Source organism: Pseudoxanthomonas sp. PXM04 (genome assembly GCF_014851695.1).
In the GTDB taxonomy this organism is placed as follows: domain Bacteria; phylum Pseudomonadota; class Gammaproteobacteria; order Xanthomonadales; family Xanthomonadaceae; genus Pseudoxanthomonas_A; species Pseudoxanthomonas_A beigongshangi.
The window spans coordinates 243,403-258,941 of record NZ_JACVAG010000006.1 but is presented as its reverse complement, the minus strand read 5'-3'; the positions used below and the strand labels follow the sequence as shown (position 1 = coordinate 258,941).

At 62.0% G+C, this 15,539-nt stretch carries 9 protein-coding genes, 1 tRNA gene and 1 pseudogene; 4 read left to right on the top strand and 7 right to left on the bottom strand.

What is annotated here, in order from left to right:
* Nucleotide 1 precedes the first annotated feature (1 nt).
* Complete coding sequence (locus tag IB228_RS15810; RefSeq protein WP_192199150.1) at nt 2-2,482, top strand: ATP-binding protein; 2,481 nt, start codon at nt 2-4, stop codon at nt 2,480-2,482.
* Here IB228_RS15810 and bfr read toward each other — a convergent pair.
* The 3 genes and pseudogenes from bfr to IB228_RS15795 form a co-directional block, all read right to left on the bottom strand.
* Entirely contained in the window at nt 2,455-2,925 is a 471-nt protein-coding gene (gene bfr / locus IB228_RS15805; protein ID WP_183640925.1) for a bacterioferritin, read from the bottom strand. The two genes, IB228_RS15810 and bfr, sit on opposite strands and share 28 nt — an antisense overlap.
* Before the next feature lie 135 nt (nt 2,926-3,060).
* Nucleotides 3,061-3,276, bottom strand: coding sequence for a (2Fe-2S)-binding protein (locus IB228_RS15800; protein WP_141454229.1), 216 nt, complete (start codon nt 3,274-3,276; stop codon nt 3,061-3,063).
* Between the two features lie 207 nt (nt 3,277-3,483).
* A pseudogene (locus IB228_RS15795) lies at nt 3,484-3,939 on the bottom strand (RNA pyrophosphohydrolase); the annotation flags it as partial.
* A 118-nt stretch (nt 3,940-4,057) separates the two neighbouring features.
* On the opposite strand from IB228_RS15795, the gene IB228_RS15790 reads away from it, so the two are divergent.
* Together IB228_RS15790 and IB228_RS15785 are read left to right on the top strand one after the other, a co-directional pair.
* Nucleotides 4,058-4,134 (top strand) — tRNA-Met (locus IB228_RS15790).
* A 206-nt stretch (nt 4,135-4,340) separates the two neighbouring features.
* Nucleotides 4,341-4,667, top strand: a complete 327-nt coding sequence (locus IB228_RS15785) for a hypothetical protein (protein ID WP_183640921.1) — start codon at nt 4,341-4,343, stop codon at nt 4,665-4,667.
* Between the two features lie 198 nt (nt 4,668-4,865).
* On the opposite strand, the gene IB228_RS15780 is transcribed toward IB228_RS15785, so the two are convergent.
* The 3 genes from IB228_RS15780 to IB228_RS15770 form a co-directional block, all read right to left on the bottom strand.
* Entirely contained in the window at nt 4,866-5,318 is a 453-nt protein-coding gene (locus IB228_RS15780) for a hypothetical protein (protein ID WP_192199149.1), read from the bottom strand.
* Nucleotides 5,294-9,547, bottom strand: coding sequence for an RHS repeat-associated core domain-containing protein (locus tag IB228_RS20090; protein ID WP_192199148.1), 4,254 nt, complete (start codon nt 9,545-9,547; stop codon nt 5,294-5,296). Before IB228_RS20090 ends, IB228_RS15780 begins: the two co-directional genes overlap by 25 nt.
* 221 nt (nt 9,548-9,768) lie before the next feature.
* Nucleotides 9,769-10,143: a hypothetical protein gene (locus tag IB228_RS15770; RefSeq protein WP_192199147.1), complete on the bottom strand. Its 375-nt coding sequence runs from the start codon at nt 10,141-10,143 to the stop codon at nt 9,769-9,771.
* Nucleotides 10,144-10,774: 631 nt separating this feature from the next.
* On the opposite strand from IB228_RS15770, the gene IB228_RS15765 reads away from it, so the two are divergent.
* A complete protein-coding gene (locus IB228_RS15765; RefSeq protein WP_192199146.1) occupies nt 10,775-12,451 on the top strand; it encodes a serine hydrolase domain-containing protein in 1,677 nt (558 codons plus the stop codon).
* 69 nt (nt 12,452-12,520) lie between these two features.
* Here IB228_RS15765 and IB228_RS15760 read toward each other — a convergent pair whose 3' ends face one another.
* Nucleotides 12,521-15,478 carry a TonB-dependent receptor gene (locus IB228_RS15760; protein WP_192199145.1) on the bottom strand — a complete coding sequence of 986 codons (2,958 nt, stop codon included), beginning with the start codon at nt 15,476-15,478 and terminating at the stop codon, nt 12,521-12,523.
* Nucleotides 15,479-15,539 lie beyond the last annotated feature (61 nt).

Genomic DNA, 15,539 nt, shown 5'->3' with positions numbered 1-15,539 from the left:
CATGCCCGCGCAGCGACCCGCCCCGGTCGCCCCCTGGCTGGCCCTGCTCGCGGGCGTGGCCGCGCTCGTGTTCCTGGTCCTTCCCTACGCGGGCGTCGCCGGCCCGTGGTGGCAGGCGGCGCTGGCCGCCGGCGCGGTCGCTGTGCTGTGCGGCAGTTTCGCCGCCTTCAACGCGCGCACCGCCCATCGCCAGCTGACCGGCGCCGAAGCGCGCGCGGCCATCGCCGAATCCGAACGCAACGCCCTGCGCCGGGACCTGCAACGGCACGACCAGTTGGAACAGGAACTGCTGCAGGCCAAGCAGGCGGCCGAGTCGGCGGTGCTGGCCAAGGGCGAATTCCTCGCCACGATGAGCCACGAGATCCGCACCCCGCTCAACGGCATCGTGCCGATGCTGGACATGCTGGCGCGCGCGCCGCTGGCACCGGATCACCGCGAGATGCTCAACACCGCCAGCGCCTCCTCGCACCAGTTGCTGCGCATCGTCGACGACATCCTCGACTACTCCAAGCTGGAAGCGAACAAGCTCGATCTGGAAATCACCGCGTTCAATCTGCGCGAACTGCTCGACGGCGTGCTGCAGCTGATGCAGCGTCCGGCCGAGAACAAGGGCCTGCGCCTGAGCCTGCAACTGGATCCGACGGTGCGCCTGCCGGTGCGCGGCGACCCGGTGCGGTTGCGGCAGGTGCTGAGCAACCTGATCGGCAACGCAATCAAGTTCACCGAACGCGGCGGCGTCACCCTGGCCGTGCGCCGGCTGGGGGAAACCTCGGCCCAGCACCTGCTGCGTTTCGAAGTCCGCGACACCGGCATCGGCATCCCCGCCGAGGCGCAGGCGCGGTTGTTCCGTTCCTTCACCCAGGCCGACGCCTCCACCACCCGACTGTATGGCGGGACCGGCCTGGGCCTGGCCATCTGCAAGCGCATCGTCGAACTGATGGGCGGGCGCATCGATCTGGTGTCCGAACCCGGCCGTGGTTCGACCTTCTGGTTCGAGGCGCCGCTGACCAAGGTCATCGGCGACATGAAGATGCGCGATCCGCACGCCTTCGATCAGGGCCGCGTGCTGGTGGTGTCCCCGGACAGCCGCCTGCGCCAGCGGCTTGGCCTGCTGCTCACCAACTGGGGCATGCAGGTCAACGCGGTGGAAACCACCCAGGAAGCACTGGAACGCCTGCGCACCGTCAGCGAAAACCGCGGTGACGATTTCGTCGCCGTGGTCGCCGATGCCGGCGGCATCCGCAGCACCGCCCGCGCCCTGCACCGCACCCTCGCCCGGCGCCCGGCCGGCGCCGCGCCGGTTCGCCTGATCTGGCTGTACGGCGATGAGTCGGTGCCGGAAGAACTGCGCGGCGACAGCACTCTGTTGTCGCGCCAGGCGCCGGATTCGGCGCTGCGCGCGGCCTTGACCGGACATACCGCCACCGACGCGGAGCCGGCGCTGCCGCCGGTGGTGATCGGTGACATTTTCGAAGCGGTGGATACCGCGACGGACACGCCGCCCGCCCCGGTGTTCGATACGGTGGCAACCTCCGCGGACGCGGCGAACCAGGATCCGGGCACCGATGCCGGCACGGACACGGACGCGGCCGGAAAAACCGTGACGCCACCCGCCGAAGCGCGCCTGCTGCTGGTCGAGGACAACCCGGTCAACCTGCTGGTGGCGCAGAAACTGCTGGCCGCGCTGGGTTTCCGCAGCGAGTCGGAAGCCAACGGCGAACTGGCGCTGCAGCGGATGATGATCGAGCCCTTCGATCTGGTGTTCATGGATTGCCAGATGCCGGTGCTGGACGGCTACAGCGCCACCCGCCGCTGGCGCACGCACGAGAACGAACTGGGCGCGCAGCGCCGGCTGCCGATCGTGGCGATGACCGCCAACGCGATGGCCGGCGATCGCCAGCGCTGCCTGGATGCCGGCATGGACGACTACCTGGCCAAGCCGGTCACCCGCGAACAACTGGAAGCCTGCCTGCAGCGCTGGCTGCCCGGGCATGTCGCGATCGCCGCGCCGCGCGCCACGGAGCCAGTTGCACAGCAGGCACCGCCAAACGACGCCGCCGCGCGCGCGGCGACGCCGACCTTCCCGGTGCTGGACCACAGCATGCTGGAGGAACTGCGCGAGATCGCCGGTGATGAAACCGTGCGCATCATCAGCCTGTTCCTGGAGGATGCGCCGCGCCTGATCGCCGCGCTGGAGAAGGCGGCCGCGACGCCGGATCTGGATGCGATGCGCGATGCCGCGCACACCCTGAAATCATCCAGCGCCAACGTCGGTGCGATGGCGCTGTCGGCGGCGGCCAAACGGGTCGAACTGGGCGCGCGCGCGGCCCGGCTGGATCGCCCCGCGGTGGCGGTGGCGCTGGTCATCGCCGAATACGCGCGTGCGCGCATGGCGCTGCTGGGTTACGCCACCCAGCAGTTGGGCAGGACGCCGACGCCGATTGCCGGCTCGGCTCAGTCCTCGAGCATGGTCAACAGGTAATTCGGTTCGCCGATGCGCTCGATCAGCGACAGCTGGGTTTCCAGCCAGTCGACGTGTTCCTCTTCCGAATCCAGGATGTCGGCGAACAACTGTCGGCTGACATAGTCACCCTGGTCTTCGCAGTACTTGATCGCATCGCGCAGCAGCGGCAGGCCTTCCATCTCCAGCGCCAGATCGCATTCGAGCAATTCGCGCGGATTCTCGCCGATGCGCAGCTTGCCGAGCGCCTGGAAGTTCGGCAGCCCGTCCAGGAACAGGATGCGCTCGGCCAGTTTGTCGGCGTGCTTCATCTCGTCGATGGATTCCTTGTACTCGTGTTCGGCCAGTTCCTTCAGACCCCAGTTCTTCAGCATCTTGGCGTGCAGGAAGTACTGGTTGATCGCGGTCAGCTCGTTGTAGAGCGCCTTGTTGAGGAATTCGATGACCTTGGCGTCGCCCTTCATGGCGTGGCTCCCGTGGGGTGTTGGACGGGGCGCATGCTAGCGCGTCGTTCCGCGCCATGACGGAACGCGAATCGTGCTCATCTCGTGGGGAGGAAGCACGCGCTGCCGGTCGGCAAGGCGTGCAAAGCGCCGCGATCAGGCAGCCTGTGACAGTCCGAGAATCGGAAGCTTGAACTCGCGCTCGGCGCGGGCGTGATGCGCATCCAGCAGGCCGCCGGCCATGTCCAGGCAACTGCCGCAGGTGGCGCCGCAGCCGGTCCGCATGGTCAGTTCGGCCACCGTGCGCACGCCGTTGGCGGCGGCTTCGCGGATCTGGTGGTCGGTGACTCCGTTGCAGATGCAGACGTACACGGCGGCGAGGTCAATGTGCGGGCCGGGGTGGCTCGAGGCACATTTGACCGCGAATGAGAATGATTGTCAATTCTTGGCGTCGCCGGCGCCCTGGCCCTGTTTACGCTTGGGCCGGCTTCGTGGACGCGGCCGGCTGTGGCCTTCCCCCAACCGTTCCGACCGCTGTGGCGGCAGCGCCAGGGTCCCGACCACGCTGCGGGCATAGGACGCTAGATGTCCCAGCGCGCGGGCGTAAACGCCGCGCTTGAACATCACCACGTGCTCGATGGGGTACCAGAAATCCACCCACCGCCAATGGTCGAACTCGGGGGTGTCGGTGGCGTCCAGGCGCAGGTGCGCCTCGTCGCCGACCAGGCGCAGCAGGAACCAGACCTGCTTCTGGCCGATGCAGACCTGGCGTTCGTGGTGGCGGATGGCGCGGGGCGGCAGCCGATAGCGCAGCCAGCCGGGCGTGGCCCCCAACACTTCAACATGTTCGGGCAACAGGCCGGTTTCTTCGTGCAACTCGCGGTACATGGCCTCGACCGGCGTCTCGTCCGTGTTCATCCCGCCCTGCGGGAACTGCCAGCCGTCCCGGCGCACCCTTCGCGCCCAGAACACCCGGCCATCCGGGCGCATCAACACTATGCCGACGTTGGGTCGGTAGCCGTCCGGATCGATCACGATGCGGACTCCTGAAATCTACTGTCCCCGACTCTGCCACGGCCGGCCCGCGCCGACAAGCCGGCCCGACCGGATTGACAGCCGCCCCCCGAACCGGAAAAATGTGCGGTTCCTGCACGGCTATGTAGCTCAGCCGGTTAGAGCACAGCACTCATAATGCTGGGGTCGGTGGTTCGAGTCCACCCATAGCCACCATGCAGGGTTTAGGAATCAAAGCGTTAGCCAAGGCCGCCCACGAGGCGGTTTTTTTGTGAGCGCGTGTTTGGAGTACGGGGCGGGAAGACGCCGGCTTCAGGGCGGCTCAGAGAGCCACAGGCCCCAATCAACTCCACGAGCCCAGGAGTCCACTTGCCCCGGCGGCTAGTCCAAGTAGCATCAAGTAGGGACAACTGGAGCGAATCATGACCGCGATAGAAGTCATTGCTGTCGTGCTGGGTAACACTGCGGTGATAGGCATCTTAGGCACTGCAGCCGCCTACGTTACAAAATCGGTGTTCAACAACTACCTCACTTCCCGACTTGACGTCCATCGCGCGAACTTAGAACAACAAGCGAGCGCCGCACGGGCAAGACTTGAACACGAGCTTCGCCTAGTAGCGCAAGAACACCAGATTAGTTTTGCAGGCCTCCATGCCCGCAGAGCGGAAGTTATTGCTGAACTGTATCGCCTCTTAGCCGAGACTCATTGGGACAATGCGGCTTCCTTCAACTCGAGGGCTTATCAGTAATTGCTGGTACGGCGAACGGGAACGAGTCAGATAGCTCCAGACTTCCTGCGCACTAATCCCGCACAGTTGAATGTCCGCCAAACACAAAGCAGGGACACATCGTCACATAGTGCCCGCTATTCGCCAGACTGGCTTTGCATCTTCCTTTCCGCAACCCACAGCCTCGCGAAAGAAACGGATCTGAATAAGCATCTGAACTTAGTATGGAAATACTATTTTTGAGTTCTTAATGATGTCATATGCGCCAACGCCACTCAGATAGCACTTCCCATCAATGACAATCTCCCTGCTGGCGTTCGCATAAGCAACGTTATATCTACCTATCGACACAACCAGATCAAATCCATCCTTGGTGCAATCAAAATCCTCTGCCGTCTTAGCCTGCTCAACCAACACATCAAATGTGCGCAAACAGTTTAAGCCACAAGCTCGATAAACCCGCCTAGATGCGTTTTTCTTTATATATTCCACATCTCTTACGTAATTATCAGTTACTTCATAGAAGTACATATCGACTGAAGTCGCACTTGATAGTGCACTCTCCATGCGCGAAGTCCTATATTCAGCACGCCCTGGCTGTTCAGCCTGCCCATGGCACGCACAAATAAATACAGTAAGTGCAATTATCAGCACTTTGAAATTGTTTTGCATGGCACTAGCTCACCTGCGTTTTGATAAACTCGCCGCGACGGCACCTTTAATTCATCAGCGACCTTGCTTTCTTGTTTAGTCGCCCTCACCTCCTCAGGCGCATTCCCCAGCACCGGTCTCCCCGACGGACTCTTCCCGATTTCGGGCTTCATCATGTCTTCTTTCCACTTAACCGGCCCATCACGATAAAATTTCACAGCATGAATTATTTCATGAAACCCATTTACTAACGGCGGCTGCACCTCTCCGGTGCTTATTATCTCCATCCCCATTCTCGGATTGATAAATATTTCATCCTCGTTTGGATTAAACCCATATTCATCTCCGAATGTTATAGACACGTAAAACGGAAGTCGCTCAAGCGCCTGCATAGCATCCATACCCTCTGACGTTGTAGAAAGATGCGCCATAAAGGTGTAAGCCTCTTGCATGGAAACTCCGTCTTGGCTAACTATCATAATTTTTCGTCCATCGGGGTCCTTATAACGATAAGGATTCCCGCTGGCATACCAGTAACGATTGAATGAGGCAATGCCTCCTGAGTAAGGAGTCACCGGGTCCACCGACAGGAATCGCCCGATGAGCGGGTCATAGTAGCGCTGCTGCATGTAGGTCAGCCCGGTGGCCGCATCCTGCACATGCCCGGTGAAGCCCGGCCCGTCCGTCAGCGGTCGGTTGACCAGGCGCCCGTAAGGCTCGTACTCACTCCGCTGCAGCACACCCTTGGCCGCATCCGTCACCGCGATGGGCGTGCCCAGCGCATCGGTGTGCTGGTACTTCACCGTTGTCACGCTGCCGGCCACTTCCCGCACCGCCACCAGGCTGCCGCCCAGGTACACGTACTGGCTCGACTTGCCCGCCCGGGCATCCGAGTCAAACACCAGTTGCCCACTCTGGCTGTACAGGCTGTACTTGCTGGCCGTGGTGTAGTCCCGCACCCGTCGGCCATGGCCGTCATAGACATAGCTGGCCACGCCGTTCACACCGCGCAACCGGTTGCCGAAATCGAAGTTGAATACCTGACCATTCTTGTTGGCCAGGTTGCCCTGCACGTCGTAGCTCAAGCCCGTTACCGTGGCCCCGCCCACCGTGTTGGTCACGCTGGTCAGCCGGTTGCTGGCGTCGTAGTGGTAGGTGTGGTCGCGGGCGTGGCTGCCACCGGTCACCTTCAGCGTGGTCAGGTTGTCCAGCACGTTGTAACTGTAGTTGGCCACACCGAAACTGGCGCCGGTGGTCTGGAGCAACTGGTCCAGCCCGTTGTAAATCATCGCGCGGCTCTGGCGGGCCCCGGTCGTGTAGTCGGTGATGCCGGTGACGTTGGCATGCTTGTCGTAGGCATAGCCCAGGTCCAGCACGCCATTGCTGTCAGTGCTGCGCGCCGGCAACTGGCGTGCGTTCTGGGTCATCGTGTGGACGATGCCGTTGCCGTAGGTGAATTGCTTCATCCCCCCGTTGGGGTGGTATTGCACCCCGGTGGCGTAAGTGCCGGCCTGGGTCGGCTGGCCCAGCGCATTGGGGGCAAAGGCCACCGTGCCGGTGTTGGGGTAGGTCTGGCTGGCCAGATGCCCCAGCGCGGTATAGGCGTAACCGATGGACCAGTCGATGCTGCCCCATTGCATCCGCTCGCTGATGGGCAGGCGGCGGCGGTTGTAGCCATACGTGGTGGTCACCACGTTGGTGCCGTCGTTGTCCACCGCCGTGCTGGCCAGCAGGCCGTCCGGTGCGTAGGTGTTGGTCGTGTTGCCGCGTCCGTCCGGGAACACCAGCGTCTTGACCCGGTTGCGGGCGTCATAGGTCCGTGCGGCTTTGCGGGCCAGCACCGCCGCGCTGGTGCCGTTGGCCTCGCAGGCCGTGGTCGCCGGCAGGCCCGCCGCGCTCCAGGCCAGGTTCCCGGCCCCGTCATAGCCCATCAAGGTGGCCCCGGTCTCCGGCTCCACCGAACGGCACAGCTCCTGGTTCGCGTTGTAGGCGTAACTGCGGGTCACGGCCAGCGTCCCGGCCGCGTTGCGCTTGCGGATGGACAGCACCTTGCCGAACACGTCCCGGGTGATGTCGATGCCCACCCGCTCGGCCAGGTTCTGGCCCTGGTCGATGAGTACCGGGGTGTCGTAGCTGGGCTGGTCGAAGGCCTGGTGCCGGGTCACCGTCACCACGCCGCGGGGACTGACCGTGCGCACATACGCGCTGGTCGCATCGCCGAGATACTGGGTGGTGGTGGTCAGCAGCCCCAGCTCGCTGTCCTGGCTCACCGACGTCACCCGGCCCAGCGCGTCGTACTCGGTCCAGGTGCCGGTGGCCAGCGCGTCGGTCGTGCCCGGGTAGGAGGCAAATGTCACCCGACCGTCGGCGTCGTAGGTGAAGCGCTGGAAGCGCTTGGTCAGGGTCTCGGTCGTGCCGTTGGTGGCGTCCAGCTCCTTGGTCACCAACGGCCGCCACAAGGCATCGAAATAGGTAATCTTCTGGCCGGCCCCGGTGCTCACCGTCTGCCGCCAGTGCCCGGCCGGAATGCCGTACTCGGCCACTGCCACCGGCTGGAAGCTCAACAGGGTCTTCTTCCAGTTCCCCTCGGTCGTGTCGCAGGCATTGGCCGCAGTCTCCGACGGCGGGGTGAGGCTCGCCAACCGGCCCATCGCATCAAAGGTGTAGCAGGTCTTGTAGCCGTTCTCGTCGGTGACGGAGTCAATCCAGCCGTGGTCGTTCACCACCGCCGACTGGGTCGTGCTGTCGGCATAGGTGATGGACTGCGGAATGCCCCGCTTCCAACTGCCAAAGGTGGTGACGTTGCTGTTGCCGTCCTTGGCCGTCTTCAAGGTGCCGTCGGCGTTGTAGGTCAAGGTCTGCTGCAGCTTGCCGTAGGCCTTCGCTGTCACCGGCCGGGCCAACGTGTCATACGTGGTCTCCGACACCACGATGCCGGTCGGCGCCCAGCTTGGTGTGCAGGCCGCCGGCGCCACGCAGGTCACCTTGGCCGTCTGCCCCAATACCCATAGCGTGGAATTGTCATGGTACTCGTTGGCATCGACCCGGCTATTACCGAGTGAATTGGACCGCGTAATACGTACTGGACGAGCAAAGGAATCGAACTCGCCAATAGCCCGGACAAACGTTACCCCGTCTTGTACCACTACACTCTTAGATGTTGGCGCCAACTGCTCCAGCTGAGCGTTGTTAACGTTCGGCTGCCGGACAGTGCCTATTCGAGATGGCCAAGGGCCTGCAGTCGGAGCTGCATAAGCATATTCCTCAGCTCGCACCACTGCCGACCCTGAAGCTCCCGAATAGTAGTCCTTGCGCAGGAGTTGACCTTCGCTCACATCATAACGATTGCTATATGTGTATCGCACCACCTTGCCGGAAGGATCGGTCACTTCCGTCCAGACACTCGTCGCGCAACCCGAGACACAATCTTTGGCCCAACTTTGGTTGGCAGGTGAGTACTTGTAACTCCGCACCTGCGCCGCCACTCCGGGGCCAGAGATCTTTATCTGATCCACAGCCGCCACGGTACGAGCATTTGCGATGTCCAGACTATGCGCCCCTCCGGACAGCGTGCTGCACCGATATGGCACATAGGAGCTTCCTCGCATGACAAATTTCAGATTGAACTCACCCACCAATCCGGATGGATGAACGATACTTCCCTGCAAGGAGGACGTCGTATTTTCTATATCGTAAAGACATCCATCACTACTGCGATACTTGATAATCGGCGCGGCCCCCCCCCCCGTGAAGCGCAAAGCTCCAAGATTGAAAGACCATGCGCTTCCATCAGGTTGCACGACCGCGGTAAGGCGCTGATTCGACGGCGAGTCTTGAGCCGAACTATAGGTATATGTCCAAGTGCGCGAAGGGGCGTCATTAGCAGAAAGGACTGCGGTACGAATACGCGTCGATGGTTGGCTTACGCCATAGGGTTGCCATGGTTCATAGGAAAGCACCAGCTTGCGCCCGTCACTGGCCTGAATGGATGCAAGATCCCCATTGGCATCATAGCTGTAAGACAAGCTATTGCCGAAGCGGTCCTCCACGCGGGATACCATCATCATCGCGACACGCCGAGCCACTCCGCCGAATCCGGGCTGGGCAAAACCAACCTTCCGATACGGTTTATACGTAAGCCAATCCATCCAGTATTTGATGCCGTCAGGAGAAACCACGAGAAACCCTTCTCCTGCCATGCCGTTGGATGTATTTGCCAAGCAGCTCACCATCCAGTTCTGCTTCGTCACGATATGAAAGTTCCGCACTCCTCCACCACCAGATGGCATTTGCGGAGAAGCGGTGTTCGACGAGTCTCTAAGCAGAAGATCCTGCGAACCTAGACCAGGGATCGCAAGTTGATAACCGTTCCACCAGTGACCTGGAAGGTAAAAAATAGGAACTGGCGAACCACCTGAGGACAAAACTATGCTGGGCGCTTGCCTGAAATTGCTGCATCGACTGGCATCGTTCAAGAAGAACCACGGCCCCCACCATCCTCTGTTCCATTCGCATTCGCCGAGAGCGTTTCAATATGCGGAGCTTCCAGCTCCCAGTCCAGGAACTTCGATGCTCGCATCGAATCGTCCGTTCGGTATGTGCGTGCCAATTGAATTGGCAGCCCCAGCCCTGGCTGTTCAATATCTACTTGCCTAAAGGAAACCGTCCCGTCATAGAGATTGATACTTTCACCAAATGGCGATTCGCCTAGAGGCTGTACTTCGCCAGCAGCGCGAACTTTCTTCCCCAGCTCTTCTTCGGGAGTGATGGAAGCCGTCTGAGCAAGAGCCGAGCCAGCGAATAGAACCCCAAACAACAGAACAGATTTCCACTTTTTATTACTCACACAATTCCCCTCGAGTCCTTTCTTGTTTTGAATTCAGACCTCAAGCCATCAGGCAGCAATCTTCAGGCTAGCATCGTTTCCCCGTCTGCTATTCCGAGCGCAGTCACGCGATCAACCAAGGATACGCAGGTGACTGTATCCGCTTGATTTAGCGCCTCACCGCTTTCCATAGAAAGAGGTCACGCTTCGGTCAGTCACCTAGCTCACCGCACACCAGCTTCAAACCATACCGCCCCAAGAATAAGAAGAAAAGATATGGCTTCACGTAGCACGTTACAAAGTAACCAGCTATCTACGCTATGGCTCACACCTAAGACCCATTCACCACGATATCGAAGCGTTCAATGTTAGACGTGACCGTGTTACACGAATAACATCTTAGTGGCGTTCGGACAGCTCGAATGCGGACCTCAGTCTCGCCTTGCTCAGGTTTAAATCCAAGGGGCGGACAAGCGCTTCCGAATGGCCTCTTCCGGATTCTCAGATTTCAGGCCTGCTTGTCGCAGAACACCCCCCCACCGGCCGCGCGTTCAGGTTCGAGCAACAAGCTGCAACGGTCATGCGGACTTTGTCTAAACCCTGATGGTCTATCGAGCATCCATGGCTGGGGCCACCCGCGAGATTGCAGACCATGAAAACGATGCGTCCCGTCTTCCTGTTCCTGCTGCTTGTGGCCGTTGGCGCCCACGGCGCGGAAAAGGCCTCTTCCCTCGCCGAACGGGTCGATGCGATTTTCGGGAGCACGGCAGGCGATTCACCCGGGTACGCGATCGCGGTCATCAAGGACGGGAAGGTGGTCCTTGAGAAAAGCCACGGACTGGCCAGCGTGGAATATGGCTCGCCGTTTACTCCGACCACGCCTTTCAACACCGCTTCATTGTCCAAGCAGTTCATCGGGCTGGCCGTGTCGATGCTGATCGAACAAGGCAAGATCGCGCTGGACGATGACGTGCGCAACTATGTGCCCGAATTGCCGGAATACGACGAAGGTCCGGTCAGCGTTCGCCAGCTGCTGCATCACACCAGCGGCATTCGCGACTGCTACGCGGTCCTGGTCGCGGCCGGATGGCGGTGGGACGACGCTTTCTCCGGAGAGGACTGCATGCGTACGGCGATCGCGCAGAAAGACCTGGCGTTCAAGCCGGGCACGCGCTACGCCTACAGCAATACCGAGTACCTGTTGTTGCAGAAAATCGTTGCCAAGGTGGGCGGCAAGCCTTTTCCGCAATGGGCAACGGAAAACATCTTTCATCCGACTGGAATGGATTCGACCTGGTTCGTCGATGACTATTCCAGCATCGTCAAGGATGCAGCAATGCCCTATTCGCGAGGCGAACAAGGCTTCCGCCGGGACCTCCAGCAGGACAGTGGTGTCTACCTGCTGTCCACCCTGCGCGATCTCGGTCGCTGGGCGGTCCATTTCGACCGCAAGCTGGCCGCTCGGGACCCGACCTATCTGCGGATGGTGGAGCCAGGGGCGCTGGCCGACGGCGAAGAAGTCCCCTATGGCTTCGGCCTGATGCTGGGCGAAGACCGGGGCCTGGACATCGTCTTCCATACCGGCGCCTGGGGAGGCTATCGCGCCAACATCCGCCACTACCCCGCACGGCACCTTTCGATCGTCGCCCTGAACAACGCTGGCGACAACGACATGAATCCGAGGAGGGTGCCGCAGGTGGCGGCATTGTTCCTGGACGAGGCAAACGCCCCCGCCTGTGGCAAGGCCGACGCATTGCGCGAAGCACCGACCGTGCGACCGGATCCGGCGCGGCTGCGTGGCCTTGCGGGTGTCTATCGCTGGAAAGACGACGCGATCACCATCACCCTGGAGGAGGGACGCCTGATGGCGCAGTACCTGGGCGAAGAGAAGGTATCCACCGAAGCGAAATCGGACACGGAGTTCTGGGTGTCCGCCTATCGCGCGCCCATTTCCTTTTCGGCAAGGCAAGGCAAGCCCGTGCTCCTGTTCCGCTCGACCGAAGGGCAAAGAGTGGAGCCGTTCGCACCCGGAGATCTGGACGCGTATGCGGGCATCTATGCCAACGACGATCTGGCGACGCTGTACAAGGTCGATATCGAGGACGGCAGGCTGTACATCCATCACTTCCGCCGGGGTGACGCGGAGCTGGCGCCGCATCCGGCCCATATCGACAGATTCATGGGCGACATGGGGATCGTCCAGTTTGTCAGGAACAAGGCCGGACGAATCGACGGCTTCGATTTCGTGGGCGAGAACCTGGGTAAGCTCCGTTTCGCCAGGAAACCTCCCGCGCCCTCTTCAAGGCGTCCGGTTCCTCAGTTCCGGTAACGCCCGCAAAAAAAAGGCCCGGCTTTCGCCGGGCCCCATCGCATCGGGAGAGACGATGCGATACAGCGGTTACTTGAACTTGTAGATGATTTCCGCCGCCACTTCGCGACCGACCGGATCGTCGATGCAGTAGGCGAAGTCGCCGCACCACTTGTCGCCGTAGATCTTGTCGAAGATGTTGCTGACGTACAGGTTGACCTTGAAGTTCTCGGTGAACCAGTAGCCCACGCTGCCGTTGAAGTAGCGGCGCGGCTCGCGGCGGTTGAAGATGCGCTGGGTGGATTCGCCGGCGGTCGGGCTGGCGGGGTCCTGGTCCTGGCAGTTCGCCGCGCCGCTGGGCACGTAGCCGTCCTCGAACGGCATGCAGCCGCCCCAGCGGTTATCACGACCACCGGACTTCTGGTACATCATCAGGGTCGCATTCCAGTTGTCGTAGACCCAATTGGCGCTCAGGGTGATCTTGGTGCGCGGGTTCTGGGTCTTGCGGGTGTCCTCCAGCTTGTCGGTGGGGAAGCCGCGCGACTTGTAGGTCAGCATGTTGGTGTAGTTCAGATCGAAGCTCCAGCTGCCCCAGTTGGTGTCGGGCAGCGCGTAGCGCGAGCTCACGTCCACGCCGGTGACCTCGGTCTCGGCGCGGTTGATCGGATTGACCAGGATGGTGACAGAGCCGGCCGTGCTGCTGGGAACGCCCGCGGTGCGTTGGATGCGGCTGGTGACTTCGCTGCACCAGGCCGCACTCGGCGCGACCGCGCGGATCTTGCCTTCGGGATCGAAACCACCGCGCGTGCAGTACGCCTCGTCGAGCAACAACTGTTCGGCGCTGATGTCGTCGATCAGGTTGTCGACCTTGATCGACCAGTAGTCGGCCGACACCGAGAAGCCCTTGAACGCGTCCCAGACGAAGCCCGCGCTCCAGGATTCGCCTTCCTCGTACTTCAGGTCCGGGGTGCCGGTGCGCTCCACCGCGGCATCCTCGATCTTGAAGTCGTCGCGCGGGCACTGGCGGTTTGGCCAGCCGGCATCGGCGCAGCCGACGTAGTCGGTGAAGTCGGAGATGCCCGAGCTCGGCTTGGCGTAGATGTAGTGCATGTCCGGCGCGCGGAACGCGGTGCCGTAGCTGCCGCGCACCAGCAGGGTGTCGATCGGACGCCATTCCAGGCCCAACTGGTAGGTCACGGCGGCGTCGCTGGCGACCGCGTCGTACTTGTCGTAGCGGGTGGCGATGTTGGCGTTCAAGGTGCTCAGTACCGGCACCCGGAACTCCACGCCGGCGGCGTAGCGGTTGCGGTCGCCGCCGCCCTGCTCGACGTTGCCGAACGGGGTGTACCAGCCATCCTCGTCCTGGACCAGGGTCTTGGGTTCCGGGGTCAGGCGGTAGCCCTGCTTGCCGGCTTCCAGCACCGCGGCGAAGCCGATCGGGCCGGCCCAGCCTTCGAACAGGTCGCCGCTGAGCACGAACTGCGCCTGGTTGAGGTAGGACCGCGCCTTCTTGTGGCCGCGGTCAGAGAACGAGCGGAAGTCGTCGACCGAAATCGGATTCCACAGCTTGTTGTAGTTGGGCGTGTAGATCGGCAGGCCGTTGGCGGACGTGCCCTGCTGCGCGCCCATGTAGTAATCGAACATGTCGCCCTGGTTGAGCACCGGGAACGACTCGCGCACCTCGTAGGTGGCGCGGCCGATCATCGCTTCCCAATCGAACCTGTCGGCCAGGCGGCCGCGCAGGCCGACGCTGATATCCAGCGCCTCTTCGTTCGACTTGGTCAGGGTCGCGCCCTCACCGCCCATTTCCTGCGGTGAATGGAACTTCAGGAAACGGCGGCTGCCGCCGGCACCGTTGTTGACGGTCGGATCCCAGTACACCGAGCTGTCGAACGCATCCAGGAAGGTGTTGAAGTCGCCGGTCGAACGCCAGATGCCGAGCGAGGCCCAGCCCTGCAGGTCCTCGTTGAAGTCCCAGGTGCCGTGCAGATAGGCCGAATCGTCCTTGCTGCCGGTGCGCAGCGCCCAATTGGCGAACACGCGCTGGGCGCAGTATTCGCCGGCGTTGTTGGCGGTGCCGGAGTTGCGGTCGTAACCCAGCAGGTTGGCGCGATAGTAGAGGTCGCCGTACTGCTCGCAGGCGCCGGACGGCGGCGCGATGCGTAGGTACGCGGTGCCCAGGCCCAGCGGAACCAGATTGTCGCGATCCTGCAGGTACAGGCCGGGATACGGGGTCAGGTGGGCCACGCCGAAGTGGCGCTCGCCCGGGCCCCACACGCGGTAGTCCTTGTCGGCTTCCTCGTCCATGAACGGACGGTCCTTGGCCAGCAGCACGCCACGGTTGAAGTGCTGCAGGTTGTAGATGAAGGAACCGCGTTCGCCGGTGAAGCCGCCGGACAGCGAGAAGTCCATGTTGTTGCGGCCGCCGCGGGTGGCTTCGCCGTAGCGCACGCGCACCACGTGATCTTCCATGTTCTCCTTGAGCACGACGTTGATCACGCCGCCCATCGCGTCGGAGCCGTAGATCGCCGAGGCCGAGCCGGCCAGGATTTCGATGCGCTCGACGATGCCGGTGGGGATGTTGTTGAAGTTGGCGAAGTTGCTCTTGCCCTGGTAGGGCATCGGGTAATCGGCCACGCGGTGGCCGTTGATCAGCAGCAGGCTGCGGCCGGGGCCAAGATTGCGCAAGTTGATCGGCGAGGCGTTGACGCTGGACTGGCCCCAGTCGTAATCGTTCTGCACCGGTCCCAGTGCGGCGGTGATGGTCTGCAGCGCGTCGTAGACCGTGGCGAAACCTTCCTTGCGCATCTGGTCGGCGGAAATCACGGTGACCGGCGCCGGGCCTTCGATCTCCGAACGCTTGATGCGTGAGCCGGTCACGGTGACCGTGTCGAGATTCTTCGCCTTGCCGTCGTTCGCTTGGCTTTCATCGGACTGGGTCTGCTGCGCGGTCTGTTCTTCCTGCGCCATCGCGGCCAAGGGACAACTCAATGCCAGCGCCATGGCGGCCGCCAGAACGGTGCGGCGGTTCGAATACAAGCGGTTCATTACTTCCCTCCCAGGAAAAACATTGGTTTAAAGGTCCAGCCTATCGGCGCGCACGAGTCCC